We start from the raw sequence: 20,892 nt of genomic DNA, 5'->3' as shown, positions 1-20,892 counted from the left end.
GCACACGCAGGAGTAGGATGCAAAACGTTGGAGAACTGACCATGCCTGCTTTCGATACCCTGCAAGTGTTTCAATCCATGAGCCGCTCGCCCAATGCTCGCCTTGAGCACAGTGCCGAGCTCGGTGACGGCATGGCCGCAGCCCTTTGGAGCAACCATCACGACGCCCGCGACTACCAAGCCCCGACCCACCACACGTTGTCGTGCTACATCTCGGGCGGCACCGGCACGTTTCGCCGGGAACAACCGGGCACCAAAGGCGCGCCGGGCAAACTCTGCGTATTGCCCGCTGAGCATGCGTCGGCCTGGGTGATTAATGGCGCGATTCGCCTGGCCCACGTGTACGTGAGTCAGGAGCAATTCGCGCTGGGCTGCATTCATTTGCTGGATAAAGAACCGCGCACCCTGCAATTGCGCGAGTTCACGTTCCTGGACGACGCACAGCAGACCGGGCGCTTTCATCAATTGTTAAAACTCAACTGGGCCGAACCGGGCGAGCGCCTGCTCACCAGCAGCCTGGCCAATGAATTGCTCGATCATGCCGTGCTCAGTCAGGTCGGCAAACGCGACGGTTTGCCACTGAAAGGCGGGTTGGCGGCGTATCAACGTCGGCAGTTGGTCGAGACCATCGAGCAGCAACTGGCCGAGCCATTGAGCATCGGCCAACTGGCGGCGCAGTGCGCGTTGTCGCCCTATCACTTCGCCCGGATGTTTCGCGAAAGTGTTGGTCTGGCGCCGCATCAATACGTCTTGGCCAGACGCCTGAACCGGGCGCGGGAGTTGTTGCGCCACAGCTCACTGGCATTGGGCGAGATTGCACTGGCCTGCGGTTTTGCCAGCGCCAGTCACTTCACCAACCGGTTCAGGCAAACCCTGGGCGCGACGCCGGGCGAATACCGCGCGGCGTTCAGGCCCTGACGCCTCAAAACTCCAGCGTGCTGGCCACCGAGACTTGCCGAGAATCCCCCATGGAGACGAAGGTGCGGCTTGCTGCCGAGGTGTAGTAGGTGCGGTCGAACAGGTTTTTGAGGTTGAGTTGCAGTGTGACCTTTTGCCCTTCGACCCGGGTGTCGTAAGTGGCGAACGCATCGGCCACGGTGTAACCGGGCAGGTCGAAGTCATTGAGCGCATCCCCGGCGCGCTCGCCCACATACCGGGCACCCGCCCCCACGCGCAATTTATCGCCGCCCACGACCGTGCCAAAGTCATACACCGCCGACAGCGAGCCACTGTTTTTCGCCACGTTTTGCAGGCGCATGCCCTTGTAGATCGGGTCCTTGGTCACTTGCGCATCGGTGTAGGCATAGCTGCCGATCAGGCTCCACTGCTCGCTGAGCTGGCCACTGACGTCCAGTTCCAACCCGCGCGAGCTGACTTCGCCCGCCGCCGAATACACCGTGTCGTCGCCCACGGTGGTAGACACCAGTACGTTGCGTTTTTTGATGTCATACAGCGCCAGCGTGCCCGTGATGCGCCCCGGCATGTCCAGTTTGGCGCCCACTTCCCAGGACTTGGCCTGTTCGGGGGCTATGGCCGAGTCCAGCACCACGCCACCGGTCAGCGGGGCAATGGTGGAGTTGGGTTTGAACGACTCGGTATAGCTGCCATAAAACGACAGCTCATCGGTGTAGCGGTACACCAGCCCGGCACGCGGAACCCAGGTCTGGCCGTTGGTGTCGGTGTTGGCGGTGAAGGGGCGACCCTTGCCTGCCAGTTGGTCGTATTTCTGGAAGCGCCCGCCCGCGACGAAAATCCATTGATCGGTGAGGTGAATCGAGTCCTGCAGGAACAGCGAGTCGCTGCGCAGCACATCGGTCTGATTGCTGTCGCTGGCGCTGACGGTGGTGCCCGCCACCTCGCTGCCGTACACCGGGTTGAGGTAGCTGAAAGGGTACTGGCTGTTCTGGCGGATCAGGTCGGCGCGATAAATTTTGCGGTACTCGTCGTCCAGCCCAACCACCAGATCGTGCTGCATGCCCGCCGCCTGCACCTTGCCTTGCAGGCTGACCGTGGCGAAGCGGTCGGTGCTGACTGCGCCCTGGGTGCCGTCCATTTTGCGCGTCAGCGTGCCGGTCTTCGGATTGACCGCCGTGACCCGCACCTGACTGGCGTCGTAGGTTTCGCGGTTCCAGCTGTAGCCAACATGGGCGCTCCAGTTGTCGTTGAGGGTGTGATCGACTTCCAGCCGGTACAGGTCCGAGCGCCCTTCCATGTTGTTGAAAGGTTCATCCAGACGGCGGGTGGCCGGGATGTCCAACGGGTGGTTGGTGGCCGGGTTGATGGCCGTCCCACGGTCAAACGGCGACAGGAATTCGCGGTGCTCGTACGCCAGCAACACCTGCGTGGTGTCCCCATACCACGCCAGCGAAGGCGCGATCAGCGTTTCACGGTGAGTGCCGAAATTGCGCCAGTAATCTTCGTCTTCGTGGTCAACGATCATCCGATACGCCAGCCCCGACTCGCCCAGTGCGCCGGTGCTGTCAAAACGGCCGCCGCTGCCGTTTTTGCCCGAACCGTAGGTCGAGCCGCGCACGGTCAGCGCGTTGAACTGCGCCAGTTGCGGCTTTTTGCTCACTACGTTGACCACACCGCCGGGGTCTTGAATGCCATACAGCAACGACGCCGGGCCCTTGAGCACTTCGACCCGCTCAGCCGTGGCATTGAGCGCCCGGCCCTGCACCAGCGGCATGCCGTCGCGCATGATCGAGCCGTCGCGATTGTCGCCAAACCCGCGTTTCATCACCGAGTCCTGAGTGCTGCCCAGCGTGTTGCCCTGGGTAATGCCGCTGATGTTGTTCAGCGCGTCATCCAGATTGCGCGGCGCTTGGTCGCGGATCACCTGCGCGGCCACCACGTTGACGGTTTGCGGGATCTCCATGCTGTCGCCCTGCCCGCGCATGACCGAGGTCACGGCTGGCGGCTGGTAACTGGAGTCGTCCATGGCCAGCGACGTGATGCTGGTCGCCCCCAGGTTCAAGGCCCCGGCCGTGGGCGCAGGCTCAAGGGCGAAGGTATTGGCGTCGGTGCGACGCGCATTGAAGCCCGACTGGGCGAGCAATTGTTGCAGCGCCTGCTCGGCACTCATGCGGCCGTTGATGGCGGGCGCTTGCAGGCCATAGGGCGCTTCGTCGGTGTACACCACGCTCAGGCCGGTCACGCGGCTGAAGTCATTCAAGGCTTGCGGCAAGGGTTCTGCGGGCAGGTTGAACGCAAATTGCGTCGCGCTGTGCTGCACCGGGGTGTCAGCCGCGATGGCCTCACTCAACGGGGTTAATGCCAGACCGACCATCAACAGCGCCGAAGCGCCCAACCCCTGTGTAATCGAACCGCGATGCGCTGACCTTGCCTGGGACTTCATGCTCATGACCTGTGTGCCAACCTGTTACGTAATGCGAATTTTTCGCATTTTCAAGCACTACACGGATGGGCGCGGGGTATACCTCACCCCCGGACTGAAAAATAATTGCGCCGTTTTCTCCTCCCCCGTCCCCTCTTGCGCAAGGAGAGGGAACGGGATGTGCGTGAACTGAGGTTCACCTGCTACCGGCCCCGGTCTCATGTGTAAACGATGTCCCCGGTCTCTACCGTGAGGGCCGTGTCAGCGCAACACGATCAAGCGCCCAAACACGGTGTTCTGTTCAAACCCCAGCACACCTTGCAGCGAATTGAGCACGGCCTGGGGGTCATGGCTGGGGAAGCTGCCGCTGATACGTCGCTGACCCAACTCGGTATTCAACAGTACGATCTGGCCCGGGAAGTAGCGCTTGAGATCGGCCACCACGTCCACCAGCGGGGTTTTCGAATAGGTCAGCCAGCCTGATCGCCAGCCCAGCCGAGCCTTGCTGTCGACCCCCTGCACAGCACCCGACACCCCGCCGTCATACGCCACTTGCTGGTCGGCGCTGAGAATCTGCTGAGGCGCGTGCGCACCGGCCTTCACGCCGACGCGCCCGGACAACACCGTCACTTGCGCGCCTTCCGGTTGCCTGCGCACTTCAAATTCGGTGCCCAGCACTCGCGCTTCGCCGTTCTGGGCGTCCACAACAAAAGGCTCGCCCGTGTGGCTGACCTGAAAAAACGCCACGCCACGTCGCAATTGCACATGGCGCTCGCCGCCGCTGAAGTTCACCGCAATGGCACTGTCGGCATCCAGCGTGACCCGGGATTGGTCGGCCAGTGTCAGGGTCCGAACCTGACCTGGCGCACTGACATAATCGGCGCCCAGGTCGTCGATCCAGCGCGCCGGTTGCCACCCGGCGAACACCCCGAGCATCAGCAGCAGGCACGCCGCGACGGCCACGCCACTGGACCATTGCCAAACGCGGTTGCGTTTCGAGACGTTCATCGCCGACAGGTAGCGCTGCATGACCAGCGCCTCTTCTCCGGCCAACCGGCTGCCCGCCACTTCGCTCAACTCCCAGACCACCTGGGCTTGTGCGTAGGCCTCGGCATGGGCGGGGTCGGCGTGCAGCCAGCGGCTGAAGGTGGCCTGATCGCCGCTGTCGGGCTGGTCGTGCAATACGCTCAACCATGCCAGCGCGGTGCGCTCTTGCTCGGGCGTTACCTCAATCGTCGAACGGTTCATCACGGTGCTTTCCCGGTCGGCGGCTCACGCAGGCTGGCCTTGCAGGCCTCAAGGGCGCGCATCATATGTTTTTCCACGGCGCTTTGGGACACGCCCATGACCTTGGCGATCTCGGCATAGGTGCGGCCATGAATGCGGTTGAGCAAAAAGATATGCCGCGTGCGTTCCGGCAAACCGCGCAAGGCAGCCTCGACTTGACGCAAATCATTGCCCGCCTCCAGCGCAGCCTGCGGCTCGCAGCCGTGAGTGTCAGCGTCTTGCTGCCAGTGCTGATTGATCCGCCCGCGCGAACCTTCGCTGCGCAAATGGTCAATGGCGATATTGCCCGCGCAACGCAATAAATAGGTGCCCAATTCTTCGACCTGCACCAGCGGGCGACGCCAAAACCGCACGAACAAATCCTGCACCAGATCCGCCGCGGTGGCCCGACAGCCCACGCGACGACTGACCAAGGCTTCCATTTGCGGGCGCTGGGAGAGAAACACCTGAAGGAAATGCGCACGTCCATGGCGCGATTCGCTGTCAGGGCCTTCCTGATGTTGGGGAGGATTCATGGGCGTCGAAGGTGGGCTAAAGGAAAGCGATACTAATGATAAATATTCTCATATGCAAAAGCAGATGATGGCCTGCGCATCCGCCTGACGATCGTCAGTGATTGCTCAAGACAAGGGCTCACCCCTACAATGCGAACAATTCTTGTTCTCTAAAGCGCGTTCGGTGCACTCGGGGTGGTGGTTGTCGCAGTCAAATACCATTGAAGGCCTGTATCTGGACCACCACCGCTGGCTCACGGGATGGCTGCGGCACAAGCTCGGCTGCCCGCAAGGCGCCGCCGACCTGGCACAAGACACGTTCATGCGATTGCTCACGGCACGGGAGACGCCGGACATCGCGCAGCCACGGGCGTTTTTGACCACGGTCGCCAAGCGCGTGCTGTTCAATCATTACCGTCGCCAAGACCTTGAGCGTGCTTATCTGCTGGCCCTGGCCGAGCAACCGCAAGCGCTGGCGCCCAGTGAAGAAGAGCGCGCCATCATCCTGCAAACCCTGATGGAGCTGGACCAATTGCTCGACGGCCTGCCGTCCCCGGTCAAGCGTGCCTTTTTGCTCGCACAAGTCGATGGCCTCAGCTACGCCGACATCGCTACGCAACTGGGCATTTCGATTGCGACCGTCAAACGTCATTTGAACAAAGCCGCCATGCGCTGCTATTTCGCGCTATGAACGGCGTCTTCAACACCCCGCCAGAGATCGCGCCGCAGGTCGCTGAACAGGCCGTGAGCTGGCTGGTGGAAATGCAAGGCGGCGCGCTGAGCGCGCTGAGCCCGCGGCGCCAGCGCGCGTGGCAACAGTGGCTCGACGCCCATGCGGAACACCAGCGGGCGTGGGACCACATTCAGCGAGTCAACCAGCGCCTGCGCGGGTTGTCGTCGCCCCTCGCCCACGCGGCCTTGAACGCCCCGCAAACGCGCACCCGGCGTCAGGCCCTGAAACTGTTGCTGCTGTTGGGCGCCGGGTCGGCCATGACCTACGGCCTGCGCGAGCAACTGCCGCTGACCCCGCTGCTGGCCGATTACAGCAGCCCGATCGGCCAACGGCGCACTGTGAACCTGCACGACGGCAGCCAGATCCGCCTGAACACCGGCAGTTCGGTGGACGTGAGATTCGATGCACAACAACGGCTGATTCGCTTGCTCGACGGCGAGGTGCTAATGACCGTCGCCCAAGAGGCGCGCCCCTTGCACGTGCACACCGCTCACGGTGTGTTGCAGCCGGACAAGGCGCGTTTCAACCTGCGCCAATTCCGCGACCGCACCCACATCGCCGTGTTTGAAGGACGCGTGCAACTGGCGCCACAGGCCTACCCCGGCAGCCCGTTGCAACTCGAAGCGCGCCAGCAAGTGAGCTTTACCCCTCAGGCATGGAGCACCCCACACGCACTCGACGCGGGCAGCGGCGCGTGGGCCGATGGCGTTTTGGTGGCCGCGCACATGCGCCTGGAAGACTTTATCGCCGAACTGAGCCGATACCGTCGCGGCCAGCTCCATTGCGATCCCAAAGTCGCCAACCTGCTGATTTCCGGCACCTACCCGATTGACGACACTGAACGCGTGCTCGATCTGCTGCACGTCAGCCTGCCCGTGCGGGTCAAGCGATTTACCCGTTATTGGGTGACGGTTGAGTCCAACGTTTAAGCGGCTGATTTTTATGTGCCGCCGTGAGCCGATTTCACATCTCGCGTGACAGAGCAGGTAAGCCCCCTCACTTTTGACCTGCTCGGAAACCCGTCATGCCTGTTCAGCCTTCACGTCTCTCTCCACTGGCCCGTCTGGTGCTGGGCGCCAGCCTCAGCCTGGGCGTACTTCCCCAGGCGCTGGCCGACGCCCGGACCTATCACATTGCCCCTGCTTCGCTGGAGGCCGCGCTGAACCAGTTTGGTCGCGAAGCCGGTGTGCTGATTTCATTCGGTTCGGCCACTGCCAGCGGCCTGCAAAGCCGTGGCCTCGACGGTGACTTCAGCACCGAGCAAGGGCTGCACACCCTGCTCGAAGGCACTGGCCTGCAAGCCCGCGCGGAGGGTGAAGGTGCGTTCAGCCTGCAACCGGCAAGCACGCCCGCAGTGCCCGCAAGCATCGAGCTGGGCGCCTCCACAGTGGTCGGCGACTGGTTGGGCGAGGCGGCACAAACCGATGTGTTCGAACACCCTGGCGCCCGGGACGTGATTCGACGCGAAGACTTCGAACGCCAGGGCGCCACCTCGGCGCGGGACGTGCTCAACCGCATCCCGGGCGTCAACGCGCCCGAAAACAACGGCACCGGCAGCCATGACATGGCCATGAACTTCGGCATTCGCGGCCTCAACCCGCGTCTGGCCACCCGCTCCACCGTGTTGATGGACGGCATCCCCGTGCCGTTCGCGCCCTATGGGCAACCACAGTTGTCGTTTGCCCCAGTGAGCATGGGCAATATGGACGCGGTCGACGTGGTTCGGGGTGGCGGCGCAGTGCGCTACGGCCCGCAAAACGTGGGCGGGATCGTCAATTTCGTGACCCGCGCCATTCCCGACGCGCCCACGGTGAAGGCCGGCTTTCAGACCCAGACCAGCCCCTCGTCCAGCCACGACGGCTTCAAGACCACCGGCAACGTGCTGGCGGGCGGCACGGCCGACAACGGCCTGGGCGGTGCGCTGCTGTACTCCGGCACGCGCGGGGGCGACTGGCGCGAACACAGCGACACGCGCATTGATGACCTGATCCTCAAGGGCAATTACTCAATCGATGACGCCAACAGCGTGCATGCCATGGCCCAGTACTACGAGGGTGAAGCCGACATGCCGGGCGGTTTGAGTACAGCGGCCTACAAAGCGGATCCGTATCAGTCGACACGCCCCAACGACAAATTCTGGGGCCGTCGCACGCTGGTCAACGTCGGTTACCGCTATCAGCAAGAGCGTCGCGAATTCACGGTCAACAGCTTCTTCACCAAAACCCTGCGCAGCGGTTATCTGGACCAGGGCACCTTCCTGTCACTGTCACCCCGTGAGTACTGGGTGCGCGGGATCGAAACACGCTTCTCCCAGGGGTTCGATCTGGGCAACACCACCCATGAAGTCGGCGTCGGCTATCGCTATATCAACGAAGCCGGGCACGAACTGCGCTATCGCACCCCGATTGCTGCCAATCAATTACCGACCACCAACAGCCGCAATGACCGCGACACACGGGGTGAGACCGAGGCTCACGCGTTTTTCATCGATGACAAGATCGACATCGGCAAATGGACGTTCACACCCGGTATTCGCTACGAAATGATTGAACAGCAGCAGACCAACCTGCTGACCCACGTTAAATACAAAGGCGACTACAACACGCCGCTGCCCGCGCTGAACGTGCTGTATCACGTCAACGACAGCTGGAATCTCTACGCCAACACCGAAGGCTCGTTTGGCAGTGTGCAATACAGCCAGATGCCAAACCGGGTCAGCGGCGGCGAAGTCAAACCGGAGAAAGCCCGTACGTGGGAACTCGGCACCCGTTATGACAATGGCAACCTGCGGGCGGAGATCGGCGCGTTTCTCATCAATTTCAATAACCAGTACGACAGCAACCAGACCACCGACACCGTCATCGCCCGGGGCAAGACGCGGCATCAGGGCATCGAGGCGAGTGTGAATTACGCGCTGGAGGGCGTGAGCCCGATACTCAGCGGGTTTGATGTCTATGCCACCTATGCCTACGTGGATGCGACTATCCGCGAAGAGGGGCCTAACAAAGGCAAGCGTGTGCCCTTCTCCTCCAAAAACAAAGGCACCTTGGGCATCGGTTATACGCAAGGGCCGTGGAAAGCCAACCTCGACAGCAGCTACCAGACCGATCAGTTTGCGGACAATGCCAATACACGCGCAGAAAGCGCTGACGGCAGCACCGGAAAGATCCCTGGCTACATGGTGTTCAGCAGCCGCGTGGGCTACGACTTCGGCCCACAACTGGCGGACCTCAACGTCGCCGTCGGGGTCAAAAACATCCTGAACCACGAGTATTTCACCCGCTCGTTCGACGATAACAACAAAGGCAAGTACGTGGGAGAACCGCGCACCGTGTACTTGCAGACATCTGTCGCATTTTGATTCAAATCGTTAAAGGCCCGGCTGCCCGGGCCTTTATGGCTGCCAAAGACTGACGCCGATCACAGTGCGCAACGTTTGCTGAAAATAGTGCTTGAAATATTTGCTCATCGGCTCAAACACTGTAACTGAGCGATGACGATGAACCTTTGTCCACTCGAGGCCGTCACAACTCACTCGAGCAAGCTGAAATAAGGGAAGCATTATGCAAATTAACGTCTTTTCCGATAAACACATCGACAGCGACAAACGCACTCAGGAATGGGTACAAGCAACTGTTGAGGTTACGCTCGAACGCCACTTGGAGGACCTGACTCGGGTCGAAGTGCATCTGAGTGATGAGAATGGTGGCAAGTCCGGTCCCAAGGACAAACGCTGCAAAATGGAAGCACGGCCAAAAGGCCATCAACCGATTTCCGTTTCCCAGGACGCCGATTCGCTGACGCAAGCCGTGGAAGGCGCTGCAGCAAAACTGGAGAACGCGCTGGAACATCTGTTCGGCAAACTGCGTGGCAAGCATTCGCCAAAACTGGCGGTTGAAGGGTTTGAAGAAAAAGAACCCAAAGAAAGCGCTGACGATTTGCTGGAAGAAGAGTTTTTGGAGAAAGAAAAAGAACTCGACAAAATCAGCTGATTTAGCCAAAAGGACGCACTAAAAAAGGGCGGGTCTACTTCGGTAGGCCCGCCCTTTTTTGTGTGCCGAACGTGGCGTTACAGCTCGCCCTTCTCCACTTCAGGGTGCTCGCCCGAGCCCGCGCCGGTCTTGCGATGCGGGTTCTCGATCTTCACGGACGGGAACTGCGAAGACGCGTATCGCACCACCAGGATCGCAAACGCCAGCAACAAAATGGCGCCCGTCAAATACACAACGCCCATGTCTGGCGGGTTGTGGTGCGACACGTTGGAAATCAGCAAGCGGGTCAACGCCGTGATCGCCACGTAGATCAGGAAGCGCACCGGCATGTGGTTGGTCTTGAAATAAATCCCGACCATGGCGCCCAGTTCGAGGTAGATGAACAGCAACAAGATGTCGTCAATGCTGATATTGCCCTTCTCCACCATTTGCAAAAATTCCATCACGGCGGCCCAGGCCGTGACCGCGCCTATGGCGAACAGCGCCAAATAATGGAAGGTTTCGACAAACAGGTTGCCCATCGACTCGGCCAGTTCATGGACCTGGCGCCGTAGTTTTTCGGCTTTGTTCACTCTCACGATGCAGCTCCTTGAAACGACTCGAACGGATAATCCGCGATGCTCATGACACTTTTTGCATGCAGAAAAAAGGCCAGCACCGCGAATGAGAAGGTGGCCGGGCGCCATTAGACACGTCCGCCCTGCGCTTCACACCCCAATTGCAGCTAGAGTAAAAAAGCCGCTATTCAAATGCTGGCGATTGGCTTATCCTTTTAGCTGTATATAAATACAGTAATCGCAAGACAACTTATCGTGAAGGCATATGAGGTGGTAAATGGCCGTCGAAGTGGTATACCGCAGCAGCCGAGATCTGGAGCGTTTGTTCATGGATAAAGCCGAAGCTGACCGTCATGACAAAATGCTGGAGCTGGCAGAGTTACTGGCTGAAGTGTTGCAAAAAGCTGTGCCGTCCCTGAACGAGCAGCAAGTCGAAGAAGCAGGCATCTACATGGCGAAAAATCGCGATATCTTTGCCAAGGCCTTCAAGAGCCAGCCGGACGCCTTGTCTGAGCTGCTGACTGACAGCGAGTAAACACCTGCAGCCGTCACCGGGCTCTGGCCAGCGAGCAGAGCCCGACCTTGTGACCGACCGGCATGCGGGCAATCAATCGAGCCCCGAGGCATGCGGTACTGGTTATTCGCCGTACAACATTTTTTTAGCCAGTTCATCCGACACCCTTGCCGGTGAGCGCTTTTCGGCTTGTGCGTGGGCATAAATGCCAGTCAGTCGCTCGCTGATGCGCAGCAGTTGTTGGTTGATGGCTTCAGGTTGCGCCCCTTGATGGGTCAACGCCATGAAGATCAAACCGCCCGAATTGATCACGTAGTCCGGCGCATACAGAATGCCCCGGCGCTCCAGTTGGTCGCCCACCTGCAAGTTGGTCAGCTGGTTGTTGGCGCACCCCGCCACGGCCGAACAGCGCAATTGCGCCACGCTGTGCCAGTTGAGCACGCCACCCAGACCACAGGGCGCGAGTATGTCGCACGGGGTGCTGAGCAAGGCTTCCGGGGCAATGGGGTGCGCACCCAATTGCTCCATCGCCAGTCGCACTTTGCCCGCGTCGGTGTCGCTGACCAGCAACTCGGCGCCTGCTGCGTGCAGTTGTTCAGCGAGCGCGAACCCGACCTTGCCCAACCCCTGAATCGCTACCCGCAACCCTTCCAGATTATCGCTGCCCAGTCGCCATGACGCCGTGCTGCGAATGCCCGCGAACACCCCCATCGCGGCATGAGGCGAGGGATCGCCCGCCGCAGTGGTGCTGGTGACGTGTTGGGTGTATTGGGCGATGCAGTCCATGTCGGCCGTTGACGTTCCGCTGTCGATGGCCGTGATGTAGCGTCCATCCAGTTGCTCGACACAACGGCCGAATGCCTCAAACAGGGCCGCACGGCTTTCAACATGCGGGGCGCGCATGATGACGGCCTGGCCGCCGCCCGCTGCCAGTCCGGCCAGTACCGCCTTGTAGCTCATGTCTTGGGCCAGGCGGATCGCATCATTGATCGCGCTTTCGTCATCGGGGTAAGCCAGATAACGGCAACCGCCCAGTGCAGGCCCGAATTGACTGTTGTGAATGGCAATCACCGCTTTGAGCCCGGTGACCGGGTCGACACTGAGATGAAGCGACTCCAGACGAGCGCTTTGCATGAGAGCAAACATGTTCCGGCCCTCGAGAGGTGACAGGTAATCGCCAGTATAGGCGTCGCCTGAAAAGTCGTTGAAGTGCGCAGGCATAAGCCCGAACAACCTGTGCGGTTTCGGGCATATGTTGCTGGGCTCAGGCCGGGGTATCGGGCTGCCGTGACGGGTGTGCGTTGATGAACGCCGGATGTTGCGCGGCCAGTTGCGCCACGCGCGCGATGCGTGGATAACCTGCCAGCGACACGCTAAAACGCTCGGCCGCATACAACTGAGGAATCAGGTACACATCTGCCAGGCCCGGCTGCGGGCCAAAACAAAAATCGCTGTCGCCAATCAACTGCTCGATGGTGGCCAAACCTAAGGAAATCCAGTGGCTGATCCACTGCGTGACATGGGCTTCGCCCTGCCCCAGGGCACGCAGTTGATTGAGCACACTGACGTTGTGCAACGGGTGAATATCGCACCCGATCACACTGGCCACGCCGCGCTCATGTGCGCGGGTGATCAGGTTGTCAGAAAGCAGCGGCGGCTGCGGATAACGCTCTTCGAGGTATTCGATGATGGCCGGGGACTGGGTCAGCACCTCGCCGTCGTCAGTGCGCAAAGCCGGTACACGGCCTTGCGGGTTGAGCTTCAGGTAGTGTGGCTGGCGATGCTCACCGCCCCCGGCCGCGATCAGGTTGACCGCGACCGACTGATAATCCAGCCCCTTGAGCGCCAGCGCGATACGCACCCGATACGAGGACGTTGAGCGATAGTAAGTAAAGAGTTCCATGACTCGCTCCTTAACGCGCCGCGATCACCTTGCCACGGCATTCGCCAAACCCGATCGGGGCAAAACCATCACGGGTGCAACGGGCACGCAGAATGATTTCGTCGCCGTCTTCAAGGAATTTACGCACCTCGCCGGAGGCCAATTCGACCGGGTGTTTTCCGCCCTCGGTGAGTTCCAGCAGGCTGCCCAATTGCGAGCGTTCAGGCCCCGACAACGTGCCCGAACCAAACAGGTCACCGGCTTGCAGTTGGCAACCGTTGACGCTGTGGTGCGTCACCAACTGCGCGGCCGTCCAGTACATGTTCAGGGTATTGCTCAGCCCCAGACGATGAGGTGCCAAGTTTTGTTCGCGCATGGCCTGTGTCAGCAGCAGCACTTCCAGTTCGATGTCGAGCGCGCCAGTGGCCTGATCCTGCTCATCCAGCAGGTACGCCAGCGGCTGTGGATCTCCCTCCGGGCGTTGCGGCTGGGCACGACGGAACGGCTCCAGCGCTTCGGCCGTCACCACCCAGGGTGAAATTGAGGTAATGAAGCTTTTCGACAGGAATGGGCCCAGCGGTTGATATTCCCACGCCTGAATGTCCCGGGCCGACCAGTCGTTAAGCAGACAAAAACCGGCAATATGCTCGCCCGCCTCACTGACAGGAATGGCATCTCCCATCTCATTGCCCTGGCCGATCCAGATACCCAGCTCCAACTCGTAGTCCAGACGGGCACACGGGCCAAAACTCGGCTCGGTCTGGCCTGCTGGCAGGGTCTGACCTTTAGGGCGACGCACCTCGGTGCCCGACGCTCGGAGGGTGGACGCCCGACCGTGGTAACCAATCGGTACATATTTATAGTTGGGCAACAGCGGGTTATCGGGACGGAACAACTTGCCGACGTTTTTCGCATGTTCGATGCCCACGTAAAAATCGGTGTAATCACCGACTCGGGCTGGCAGGTGCATTGTGCAATCGGCAGCCAGTGGTAACAGGCTGGTGCTCTGCGCTTCGATCTTTGCACGCAGCGTGCTGCCTTCAACGAACAGTTCAATCAAGCGTTCGCGCAGCGCGACCCGGGCACGGCGGCCCAATGCGAAAAGGGCATTCAATGTGCCGCCCAGTGTCGCTTCGACAGCCACCTTGGCCTGGCCTTCGAACAGACCGGCCGCCAGCCCCGCCTCCAGATCCAGAATGTGGTCGCCGATGGCAACACCGCTGCGGGGTGTCGAACCGGCGAGGCTGAACACGCCCAAGGGCAAGTTCTGCAACGGGAAATCGCTGTGCCCGTTGGCAGAGGCGATCCAGCTACGGGCAAGAGTGGACTGGGTCATGCTTATCTCCGGTTCGGGGTGAAGGTGACGGGCAAGGAGGCCCAGCACGCGTCGTATTGAGTTTGCAGTTGCGGGCATTCCAGGGCGTACCGGGTCGCACGCAACACTTGGCTGGTCTCGAACATGAAGGCCATGGTGTTGTCGATCTTGCTCGGTTGCAGGTCGGCCGCAATGGCTTTGCTGCAGGTTTCGCCATCCGGGCCGTGGGCGCTCATGCAGCTGTGCAACGATGCGCCGCCGGGCAGGAACCCTTGCGCCTTGGCGTCGTAGCTGCCCTGAATCAGGCCCATGAATTCATTCATCAGGTTGCGATGAAACCACGGTGGCCGGAACGTATTTTCAGCCACCATCCAGCGGGGCGGGAAGATCACGAAGTCCAGGTTGGCCAGGCCCGGAACACTGGTGGGCGAGGTCAATACCGTGAAAATCGACGGGTCGGGATGGTCGAAACTGACCGTGCCAATGGTATTGAAGCGGCGCAGGTCGTATTTGTACGGCACGTTGTTACCGTGCCAAGCGACCACGTTCAGGGGCGAATGATCCAGTTCACAGCCCCAGAGTTCGCCAAGGAATTTTTGCACCAGTTGGGTCGGTTGCTGACGGTCTTCGTAGTGCGCCACCGGGCTCAGGAAGTCTCGCGGGTTGGCCAGGCCATTGCTGCCGATTGGCCCCAGGTCCGGGAGGCGCAACGGCGCGCCGTGGTTTTCAGCGACATAACCGCGCGCCTGCGCATCCAGCAGCTCAACGCGGAATTTCATGCCGCGCGGAATGACCGCAATCTCCAGAGGCGCCAGGTCCAGACGCCCCAACTCAGTGGCAATCCGCAGGCGGCCCAGCTCAGGCACGATCAACAGTTCGCCATCGGCGTTAAAAAACACCCGCTGCATCGAGCTGTTGGCGCAGTAGTTATAAATGCTGATGCCTGAAGGCTGGTCTGCCGTGCTGTTGGCGGCCATTGCCACCAGGCCGTCGATGAAATCGGTCGACGCATCCGGGATCGGTAGCGGGTTCCAGCGTAAGCGGTTCGGTGTCACGGGGCCCAGTGTGCCGCCAGCCAGTTGCCGCTCAAGTTTGCTGAACGCAGGGTGATTGGCCGAAGGCTGGATGCGGTACATCCACGTGCGGCGCGCTTCGCTGCGGGTCATGGTGAAGGCGGTGCCCGACAACAATTCGGCGTACAGGCCGTAAGGGGCTTTTTGCGGGGAGTTCTGGCCAACCGGCAAGGCGCCGGGCAGTGCCTCGCTGCAAAATTCGTTGCCGAACCCGGATTGATACTCAAGGGTCGACGAGGACAGTTCGAGGGTCATGGAGCCTCCAGAGTGGAGAAAGCAGTTAACTGCGCTCAGCGCTGAATCAGTGCGCGCACCACTGCATTATTTTTATCGTAATTCAATTACGCATAACGTAATTTGATTGCCGATTAGCGTCAAGCTATAAAGACGCCCATTCATCCCGAGATGTAAGCCATTCCATGGACAAGCCCAGCCCCAGCGCCGACACCACAGGCAAGCAAAAAGTACGTTCCGCTGAAGTCGGCACGGACATTCTCAAGGCACTGGCCGAGTTGTCGCCCTCCACCTCGCTGTCGCGTCTGGCTGAGCACGTGCAGATGCCCGCGAGCAAAGTGCATCGCTATTTGCAGGCCCTGATTGCCAGTGGATTTGCCGAGCAGAATCCCGCCACCAACCACTATGGTCTGGGGCGTGAAGCCTTGCGGGTCGGTCTGGCCGCGCTGAACAGCATGGACGTCGTGAAGGTCGCCACAGCGCCCTTGTCCGAGTTGCGCGATGACTTGAACGAGACCTGTTTTTTGGCGGTATGGGGCAACCAGGGCGCAACGGTCGTCCACATTGAACCGGCGGTGCGTGCCGTCACAGTGGTGACGCAATTAGGGTCGGTCTTGCCGCTTTTAAGCTCGTCGACGGGTCTGGTGTTCAATGCGTTCCTGCCCGACCGCGAAACCCGGGAGTTGCGCGCACTGGAGCTCAGCAGTGAGCACCTGCACCCGCTACAAGCACCTGAGGCCTACGAGCAGTTGTGCGAGAAGATTCGTGAACGCGGCCTGCACGTGGTTCACGGTTTGTTGATGCCTGGCGTCGATGCCTTATCGGCGCCGGTGTTTGATGCGACCGGCAAGGTAGCCGCCGTATTGACGGTGGTGGGCCCGGCGTCGCTGTTCCATCCCGATCAACAAGGCCCGGCTGCCAGCCGTGTATTGGCTGCCAGCCAGGCGATCAGTTGGCGCATGGGGTATCAGCAGCGCTGATACCCGCAGGGCTTACCTGCTCCACTGATATTTGGCTTCATCCTGCAGTTTGCGCATGATTTTTTCGATGTCATACAACGAAGGCTTGCGGATGCGATCGGCTTCATCAAACCTCCAGGGCTTGGAGAAAGCCTGGGTCAGCCCCTGGACGTAGGTGGGTTCACGGTCTTGCACCAAACACGCTAAACCGACCTCGAGCAGCGATTCGCTGGAGACCAGTTCAAGCGTGACCGGATCGTCCACGATGTTGATGTACACCTCGCCGCAATCCAGACCGTACCCTTCAAGCTGCTTGTTCAAAAAGGTCCGGATGCGATCATTTAAGGCGTTCAACAATTGCGGATCTTTTGAGTCATCAATAACGTTGTTCACGTTGCCATTCCTGTAAGGACCTCCCCCAGTGCGTTCGTTCTGACAGCATGATCCTGTCAATACCTCAGGTTTTCAGCGAACTTCGGGGGTTATGAAAGGGAATATCAGCTGTTCCAGTGTTCTTTGGCATGCGCCAACAGCTCTTGCATAAGCGCTTCCACTTCACGGACAGACGGGCTGCTCACGCGAACAGCTTCGTCATAGACCCAATGCTTCGAGAAGCACCCGGTCACTGCGGTGTCGTGAATTTGAACATTGCCCCACTCCAGCGTGTCATTGCCCAGGGCATTCAGGTCCTGGCTGAATGTCACGACAGGCTCGGCGGCATTGCTGACGGTGGTGATGTATACCTGCTGACTGTCTGTGCCGTGCGCCTCAAGCTTGGCGTTCAGGAATTCACGTACGCGCGTATCGATTTCCGGGCTTGGCTTGAGGGTGAAGTCGACGTCAGCAGCATTTTTATCAATCGTGTTCAAGGTAAAACTCCTTTTATAACTACCCGCCCTTCAGCCTCATGCTGAAATTGGAAAGCAGGCAGAAACCTTTCGATGGCTTATTAAATGCGATCTGACACGGGGCGATGCACTACATAGTTATTGACGGGATAGTCGCGAAGAGTCCCAAGAGATGCGGGCTAGAGAGCCGCATCAGGCATTTCACTATTGCCGAAGTTGTAACAGAGATTGTCTGAAAGCAGACTTACTCCCGCTCCGCCCACGCCGTATTCTTGCCCCCGGTTTCAGGCGCACTGCCAGAGCCCCACGGGCATTGAGTCGCGACGATTCTGCCGACCGAATTCAGTCCCAAGCCTTACAGGTCATGGGCAATCCAGGTTCACCTTGACGTTGATTTGTAGCTCCTTGATCGAACGTCTTCCTTGGCCGCTGTCTTTACAGCGGCCTTTTTTATGAGCGGGATTTGAGGGGCGGGCATAGCAGGGCCGGGCAGGCAATGAGCGTGGTGACTACAACACCATCGCCAACAGCGGTGCCGCAAAGAGATTGAGAATACCGGTCAGCACCATGACCAGCCCCGCGACGGAGCCTTCTTCGCTGCCGACCTCACGGGCACGGCTCACGCCCGCGCCATGGGCACCGATCCCGAACAACGCTCCGCGCGCCAAACTGCTGTGCAGCGGCAACCACTTAAGCAGGATGCCCCCGAGCAAGGCGCCAAACACGCCGGTAAACATGACGAAGACTGCGGTCAGCTCAGGTACGCCGCCCAGATCTTGCGCCAGTGGCATGGCAAAGGGCGTGGTGATGGAGCGTGGCACCAGCGACAGGGTCAACGAGGTGTCCAGCGCCAGCGCCCTGGCCAGCCAGAACGAGCTGGCGATGGACGCCGCACTCCCCGCCAGCATTCCCAGCAGCAACGCCACCCAGTGCTTGGCCAGCAAGAGCCGCTGTTGCCAGATAGGTACAGCAAAGGCCACCGTGACCGGCCCCAGCACGAGCATCAGCCAATGGGTGTTGCTGGCGTACTCGGCGTACGCCGTGTGCAGAGGCACCGCCACGGCCAGCAACAACGCGGGCACAAGGATCAGCGGCGACAGCAGGTAGCGCCCTGTGCGCCGATACAACCAGCGACTCAAGCCATAGGTCGCCAAGGTCAGCAGCAGCCAGAACATCGGCATCCATTCAAACTTCATGACGCAACCTCCAGCGGCACACGGCCTCGACGGTGAAAGCCGTGACGACCATCACCAACAAGGTGCTGATCCCGATCACCAGCAAAATTCGCCAGCCTTCGTCCCGTACCAGTGCGCCGTAGTCGAGCAGGCTCATCAACGCCGGAATAAAAAACAGCAGCATTTCAGCCATGAGCACACCCGCGCCCAGTTGCAGCGCGGCCGGTTTGACCCAACCCAGCGCAAACGCCAGCAGCAACAGCGCCATGCCCACTACCCCACCCGGAATGGGCAGGTGTAACCACACCGAAATCTGGCAACCGAGAAAATAAATAGCCAGCAATACGGCGATTTCGCTGACTAGACGGCCCAAGCGTTTTACATCGAAGCGTTTCATTTTGTGTCCATCCCAAACAGGCTTTCAGTGTAAAGACACCCCTTCCATCCCGAAAACGAATTGTTAGACTGACAGCCATTCCAAACAGGAATTTGAAAAATGGAATTCAAACAATTGCGCACATTCGTTGAAGTTGCGCGCGCCGGGGGCTTTACACCGGCCGCCCATACCTTGCACATCAGCCAATCGGCAGTGAGCAAGCAGGTGGCGCAGCTTGAACACAACCTTGGCACGCCGCTGTTTGACCGCCTCGGTTCGCACGTGCGGCTGACCGCAGCGGGCACGGTGGTATTGCAACGGGCTGAGGGGATGTTGCGTCTGCAACAAGAGTTGTTGAGCGAACTGGACGACTTGAGTCAACTGACCCGCGGCGAGTTGCGCCTGGGCTTGCCGCTGTTGGGCAGCGATGCGCTATTCGCCAGCCTGTTTGCCGAATACCGGCGCCGGTATCCCAATATTCAGGTGCAATTGCTCGAAGGCGGCAGCCTGGTGGTTGAGCAGGCCGTGTTGAGCGGCGAGCTGGAGTTGGGCGGCAGTTTGACGCCGAAAAACCCGACCTTTGCCTATCAACCGTTTTGTGATGAGCCACTGGACGCACTGCTTCCTGCCGATCATCCGCTGGCTGAAGACGGCAGCGTGCGACTGGAGCAGCTGTCTGAAACACCGTTCTTGCTGTATCAGCGCAGTTTTGTATTGAACGATCGGTTACTGCAGGCCTGTCAACAATTGGGTTTTACCCCCAAGGAGGGGGGCCGCAGCGGGCAGTCGGACTTTCTGGTGGCGCTGGTGGCCGCCGGTCAGGGCGTGGTGTTGCTGCCCAGTGTGGTGGCACGCGGGCTGGTTCGCCCCGGCGTGGTGAGGCTAAAACTCATCGCGCCTGAAGATCTGCGATGGAACATCGCGTTCATCTGGCGCGAAGGGGCGTATTTGTCTCGCGCAGCGCAAGCCTGGCTGGAGCTGCTGCGCGAACGGCCGGTTACTGGGTCAGTGCTTTGATGAAGGCTTCGACCCACGGTTCGCAGTCACTTTCCGGGGTTACGGTTTCGCTGGCGTCCAGGCGCAACATCGGCTGCACTTCACGCAATCCCAGTTCCGCGAACAACTCGCTCATCAGTTGACCGCCGCCGCAGTAGGTATCGCCATAGCTTTCATCACCGAGCGCGATCACGCCGCCCGGCAAGCCGCGCCAGGCCGCAGGCAGTTGGTCATGGATGGCACTGTATAACGGCGCCAGATTGTCCGGCAGCTCGCCCATGCCGGTGGTCGAGGTCACCGCCAGCAAGGCTTCGGGGGCAAATGCCTGGATATCGGCCAGGGTTGCGCGAGAATTGAGCAAAACCTCGCACCCGGCATCGGTCAGCAATTGTTTGGTATGACGGGCAACTTCTTCTGCGGTGCCATACACCGAGCCACAAAGGATGGCGACTTTCATCAATCTGATCCTGTCACTGACTAAAAGGCTGGGATATTAGCAGGTGACGCCACGTTTCGGTGATGGCACGTGGACAGCCCGTACCTTTGTCTTAGAATGCATGGGGCCTGCAGGCGCATTTGTCCGGAAACCATTCACTCACTTTCAGAAGAGCGGCTTGATGATCAACGCACGTTTGCTGCAACGCATGGTTGACGCGTCCCAAGACGGCATTGTGGTAGCCGAGCTTGAAGGGGACGACACCATCCTGATTTACGCGAACAAAGCCTTTGAAACACTCACGGGGTACAGCAGTGACGAGGTTTTGTACCAGGACTGCCGGTTTTTGCAGGCGGGTGATCGGGACCAGGTCGCGCTGCAAGTGATCCGCGATGCCATGGCCCGTGGCGAGCCGGTCCGTCAGCGGCTGCGCAATTACCGCAAAGATGGCACGCACTTCTGGAACGAGCTGTCGATCACCCCGGTTTTCAACGAAAGCGATCAACTGACGTATTTCATTGGCGTGCAGAAGGATGTCTCTCAACAAGTGAAAGCTGAGCAGCGTGTAGCGCAACTGGAAGTCGAGTTAGCGGCGGTCCGGCAGGAACTGCAAACCCTCAAGGCGACGAGCGGCCTCAACAAAATGTAGAATCGATGGTCTGTTGTAAACAGTTACGACTTTTTA

At 60.0% G+C, this 20,892-nt stretch carries 22 protein-coding genes; 9 read left to right on the top strand and 13 right to left on the bottom strand.

Annotated features, from left to right (window positions below; translation table 11 throughout):
* The first annotated feature begins 41 nt into the window (after positions 1–41).
* Positions 42–917 (top strand): helix-turn-helix domain-containing protein, encoded by an 876-nt coding sequence (locus tag HBN61_RS04725; protein WP_047273462.1) that lies wholly within the window; start codon positions 42–44, stop codon positions 915–917.
* 4 nt (positions 918–921) lie between these two features.
* Here the strand turns inward: HBN61_RS04725 and HBN61_RS04720 are convergent, their stop codons facing one another.
* The 3 genes from HBN61_RS04720 to HBN61_RS04710 all read right to left on the bottom strand — a co-directional run bounded on the left by HBN61_RS04720 (position 922) and on the right by HBN61_RS04710 (position 5,138).
* Positions 922–3,357, bottom strand: a complete 2,436-nt coding sequence (locus tag HBN61_RS04720) for a TonB-dependent siderophore receptor (RefSeq protein ID WP_083333264.1) — start codon at positions 3,355–3,357, stop codon at positions 922–924.
* A gap of 240 nt (positions 3,358–3,597) precedes the next feature.
* On the bottom strand, positions 3,598–4,584 hold the full coding sequence (locus tag HBN61_RS04715; RefSeq protein WP_186347813.1) for a FecR family protein: 987 nt from the start codon (positions 4,582–4,584) through the stop codon (positions 3,598–3,600).
* Positions 4,584–5,138 carry an RNA polymerase sigma factor gene (locus HBN61_RS04710; RefSeq protein WP_080960300.1) on the bottom strand — a complete coding sequence of 185 codons (555 nt, stop codon included), beginning with the start codon at positions 5,136–5,138 and terminating at the stop codon, positions 4,584–4,586. The genes HBN61_RS04715 and HBN61_RS04710 overlap by 1 nt, the downstream gene beginning before the upstream one ends.
* A 181-nt stretch (positions 5,139–5,319) precedes the next feature.
* On the opposite strand from HBN61_RS04710, the gene HBN61_RS04705 reads away from it, so the two are divergent.
* The 4 genes from HBN61_RS04705 (at position 5,320) to HBN61_RS04690 (ending at position 9,842) form a co-directional block, all read left to right on the top strand.
* On the top strand, positions 5,320–5,808 hold the full coding sequence (locus tag HBN61_RS04705; RefSeq protein WP_083334339.1) for a sigma-70 family RNA polymerase sigma factor: 489 nt from the start codon (positions 5,320–5,322) through the stop codon (positions 5,806–5,808).
* Positions 5,805–6,779, top strand: coding sequence for a FecR domain-containing protein (locus tag HBN61_RS04700; RefSeq protein WP_083333263.1), 975 nt, complete (start codon positions 5,805–5,807; stop codon positions 6,777–6,779). Before HBN61_RS04705 ends, HBN61_RS04700 begins: the two co-directional genes overlap by 4 nt.
* A gap of 95 nt (positions 6,780–6,874) precedes the next feature.
* On the top strand, positions 6,875–9,211 hold the full coding sequence (gene fecA, locus HBN61_RS04695) for a TonB-dependent Fe(3+) dicitrate receptor FecA (protein ID WP_169836342.1): 2,337 nt from the start codon (positions 6,875–6,877) through the stop codon (positions 9,209–9,211).
* Between the two features lie 202 nt (positions 9,212–9,413).
* Positions 9,414–9,842 carry an HPF/RaiA family ribosome-associated protein gene (locus HBN61_RS04690; protein ID WP_047273415.1) on the top strand — a complete coding sequence of 143 codons (429 nt, stop codon included), beginning with the start codon at positions 9,414–9,416 and terminating at the stop codon, positions 9,840–9,842.
* A 77-nt stretch (positions 9,843–9,919) separates the two neighbouring features.
* Here the strand turns inward: HBN61_RS04690 and HBN61_RS04685 are convergent, their stop codons facing one another.
* Complete coding sequence (locus HBN61_RS04685) at positions 9,920–10,420, bottom strand: phosphate-starvation-inducible protein PsiE (protein ID WP_047273414.1); 501 nt, start codon at positions 10,418–10,420, stop codon at positions 9,920–9,922.
* A 256-nt stretch (positions 10,421–10,676) separates the two neighbouring features.
* On the opposite strand from HBN61_RS04685, the gene HBN61_RS04680 reads away from it, so the two are divergent.
* A complete protein-coding gene (locus HBN61_RS04680) occupies positions 10,677–10,934 on the top strand; it encodes a YebG family protein (protein ID WP_047273413.1) in 258 nt (85 codons plus the stop codon).
* Positions 10,935–11,036: 102 nt separating this feature from the next.
* Here HBN61_RS04680 and HBN61_RS04675 read toward each other — a convergent pair whose 3' ends face one another.
* The 4 genes from HBN61_RS04675 to hmgA all read right to left on the bottom strand — a co-directional run bounded on the left by HBN61_RS04675 (position 11,037) and on the right by hmgA (position 15,438).
* Positions 11,037–12,059, bottom strand: coding sequence for a Glu/Leu/Phe/Val dehydrogenase family protein (locus HBN61_RS04675; protein ID WP_047275527.1), 1,023 nt, complete (start codon positions 12,057–12,059; stop codon positions 11,037–11,039).
* Between the two features lie 118 nt (positions 12,060–12,177).
* Positions 12,178–12,816, bottom strand: coding sequence for a maleylacetoacetate isomerase (maiA, locus tag HBN61_RS04670; RefSeq protein WP_047273412.1), 639 nt, complete (start codon positions 12,814–12,816; stop codon positions 12,178–12,180).
* A gap of 10 nt (positions 12,817–12,826) precedes the next feature.
* Complete coding sequence (gene fahA / locus HBN61_RS04665; protein ID WP_047282090.1) at positions 12,827–14,131, bottom strand: fumarylacetoacetase; 1,305 nt, start codon at positions 14,129–14,131, stop codon at positions 12,827–12,829.
* A 2-nt stretch (positions 14,132–14,133) separates the two neighbouring features.
* Positions 14,134–15,438, bottom strand: coding sequence for a homogentisate 1,2-dioxygenase (gene hmgA / locus HBN61_RS04660; RefSeq protein WP_047273410.1), 1,305 nt, complete (start codon positions 15,436–15,438; stop codon positions 14,134–14,136).
* Between the two features lie 164 nt (positions 15,439–15,602).
* Between hmgA and HBN61_RS04655 the strand changes: the two genes are divergently transcribed.
* Entirely contained in the window at positions 15,603–16,397 is a 795-nt protein-coding gene (locus HBN61_RS04655; RefSeq protein ID WP_047275474.1) for an IclR family transcriptional regulator, read from the top strand.
* 12 nt (positions 16,398–16,409) lie between these two features.
* Here the strand turns inward: HBN61_RS04655 and HBN61_RS04650 are convergent, their stop codons facing one another.
* From HBN61_RS04650 to HBN61_RS04635, 4 genes are all read right to left on the bottom strand, one after another.
* The gene (locus HBN61_RS04650) at positions 16,410–16,769 is read right to left on the bottom strand and encodes a hypothetical protein (RefSeq protein WP_170046237.1); all 360 of its coding nucleotides are present in this window, start codon (positions 16,767–16,769) and stop codon (positions 16,410–16,412) included.
* Positions 16,770–16,873: 104 nt separating this feature from the next.
* Positions 16,874–17,245, bottom strand: coding sequence for a hypothetical protein (locus HBN61_RS04645; RefSeq protein ID WP_047273407.1), 372 nt, complete (start codon positions 17,243–17,245; stop codon positions 16,874–16,876).
* 488 nt (positions 17,246–17,733) lie between these two features.
* Positions 17,734–18,420, bottom strand: a complete 687-nt coding sequence (locus HBN61_RS04640) for an LrgB family protein (RefSeq protein ID WP_047273406.1) — start codon at positions 18,418–18,420, stop codon at positions 17,734–17,736.
* Entirely contained in the window at positions 18,410–18,796 is a 387-nt protein-coding gene (locus HBN61_RS04635) for a CidA/LrgA family protein (RefSeq protein ID WP_047275470.1), read from the bottom strand. The genes HBN61_RS04640 and HBN61_RS04635 overlap by 11 nt, the downstream gene beginning before the upstream one ends.
* A gap of 99 nt (positions 18,797–18,895) precedes the next feature.
* On the opposite strand from HBN61_RS04635, the gene HBN61_RS04630 reads away from it, so the two are divergent.
* Complete coding sequence (locus tag HBN61_RS04630) at positions 18,896–19,792, top strand: LysR family transcriptional regulator (protein ID WP_170046236.1); 897 nt, start codon at positions 18,896–18,898, stop codon at positions 19,790–19,792.
* Here HBN61_RS04630 and HBN61_RS04625 read toward each other — a convergent pair.
* Complete coding sequence (locus HBN61_RS04625) at positions 19,773–20,228, bottom strand: flavodoxin (protein ID WP_083333260.1); 456 nt, start codon at positions 20,226–20,228, stop codon at positions 19,773–19,775. The two genes, HBN61_RS04630 and HBN61_RS04625, sit on opposite strands and share 20 nt — an antisense overlap.
* Before the next feature lie 160 nt (positions 20,229–20,388).
* On the opposite strand from HBN61_RS04625, the gene HBN61_RS04620 reads away from it, so the two are divergent.
* Positions 20,389–20,856 (top strand): PAS domain-containing protein, encoded by a 468-nt coding sequence (locus HBN61_RS04620; RefSeq protein ID WP_047273402.1) that lies wholly within the window; start codon positions 20,389–20,391, stop codon positions 20,854–20,856.
* Positions 20,857–20,892: the final 36 nt, after the last annotated feature.

The organism is Pseudomonas sp. WS 5071, assembly GCF_012985765.1.
Taxonomy (GTDB): domain Bacteria; phylum Pseudomonadota; class Gammaproteobacteria; order Pseudomonadales; family Pseudomonadaceae; genus Aquipseudomonas; species Aquipseudomonas lundensis_A.
The sequence above is the reverse complement of the archived record's forward strand: the minus strand, read 5'-3'. Positions and strand labels throughout refer to the sequence as shown.

Bases quoted from the DNA above. Each gene is read 5' to 3' on its own strand.
- HBN61_RS04725 (WP_047273462.1), top strand. From the start codon at position 42: ATGCCTGCTTTCGATACCCTGCAAGTGTTTCAATCCATGAGCCGCTCG.
- HBN61_RS04720 (WP_083333264.1), bottom strand. From the start codon at position 3,357: ATGAAGTCCCAGGCAAGGTCAGCGCATCGCGGTTCGATTACACAGGGG.
- HBN61_RS04715 (WP_186347813.1), bottom strand. From the start codon at position 4,584: ATGAACCGTTCGACGATTGAGGTAACGCCCGAGCAAGAGCGCACCGCG.
- HBN61_RS04710 (WP_080960300.1), bottom strand. From the start codon at position 5,138: ATGAATCCTCCCCAACATCAGGAAGGCCCTGACAGCGAATCGCGCCAT.
- HBN61_RS04700 (WP_083333263.1), top strand. From the start codon at position 5,805: ATGAACGGCGTCTTCAACACCCCGCCAGAGATCGCGCCGCAGGTCGCT.
- fecA (WP_169836342.1), top strand. From the start codon at position 6,875: ATGCCTGTTCAGCCTTCACGTCTCTCTCCACTGGCCCGTCTGGTGCTG.
- HBN61_RS04690 (WP_047273415.1), top strand. From the start codon at position 9,414: ATGCAAATTAACGTCTTTTCCGATAAACACATCGACAGCGACAAACGC.
- HBN61_RS04680 (WP_047273413.1), top strand. From the start codon at position 10,677: ATGGCCGTCGAAGTGGTATACCGCAGCAGCCGAGATCTGGAGCGTTTG.
- HBN61_RS04675 (WP_047275527.1), bottom strand. From the start codon at position 12,059: ATGTTTGCTCTCATGCAAAGCGCTCGTCTGGAGTCGCTTCATCTCAGT.
- maiA (WP_047273412.1), bottom strand. From the start codon at position 12,816: ATGGAACTCTTTACTTACTATCGCTCAACGTCCTCGTATCGGGTGCGT.
- fahA (WP_047282090.1), bottom strand. From the start codon at position 14,131: ATGACCCAGTCCACTCTTGCCCGTAGCTGGATCGCCTCTGCCAACGGG.
- hmgA (WP_047273410.1), bottom strand. From the start codon at position 15,438: ATGACCCTCGAACTGTCCTCGTCGACCCTTGAGTATCAATCCGGGTTC.
- HBN61_RS04655 (WP_047275474.1), top strand. From the start codon at position 15,603: ATGGACAAGCCCAGCCCCAGCGCCGACACCACAGGCAAGCAAAAAGTA.
- HBN61_RS04640 (WP_047273406.1), bottom strand. From the start codon at position 18,420: ATGAAGTTTGAATGGATGCCGATGTTCTGGCTGCTGCTGACCTTGGCG.
- HBN61_RS04635 (WP_047275470.1), bottom strand. From the start codon at position 18,796: ATGAAACGCTTCGATGTAAAACGCTTGGGCCGTCTAGTCAGCGAAATC.
- HBN61_RS04630 (WP_170046236.1), top strand. From the start codon at position 18,896: ATGGAATTCAAACAATTGCGCACATTCGTTGAAGTTGCGCGCGCCGGG.
- HBN61_RS04625 (WP_083333260.1), bottom strand. From the start codon at position 20,228: ATGAAAGTCGCCATCCTTTGTGGCTCGGTGTATGGCACCGCAGAAGAA.
- HBN61_RS04620 (WP_047273402.1), top strand. From the start codon at position 20,389: ATGATCAACGCACGTTTGCTGCAACGCATGGTTGACGCGTCCCAAGAC.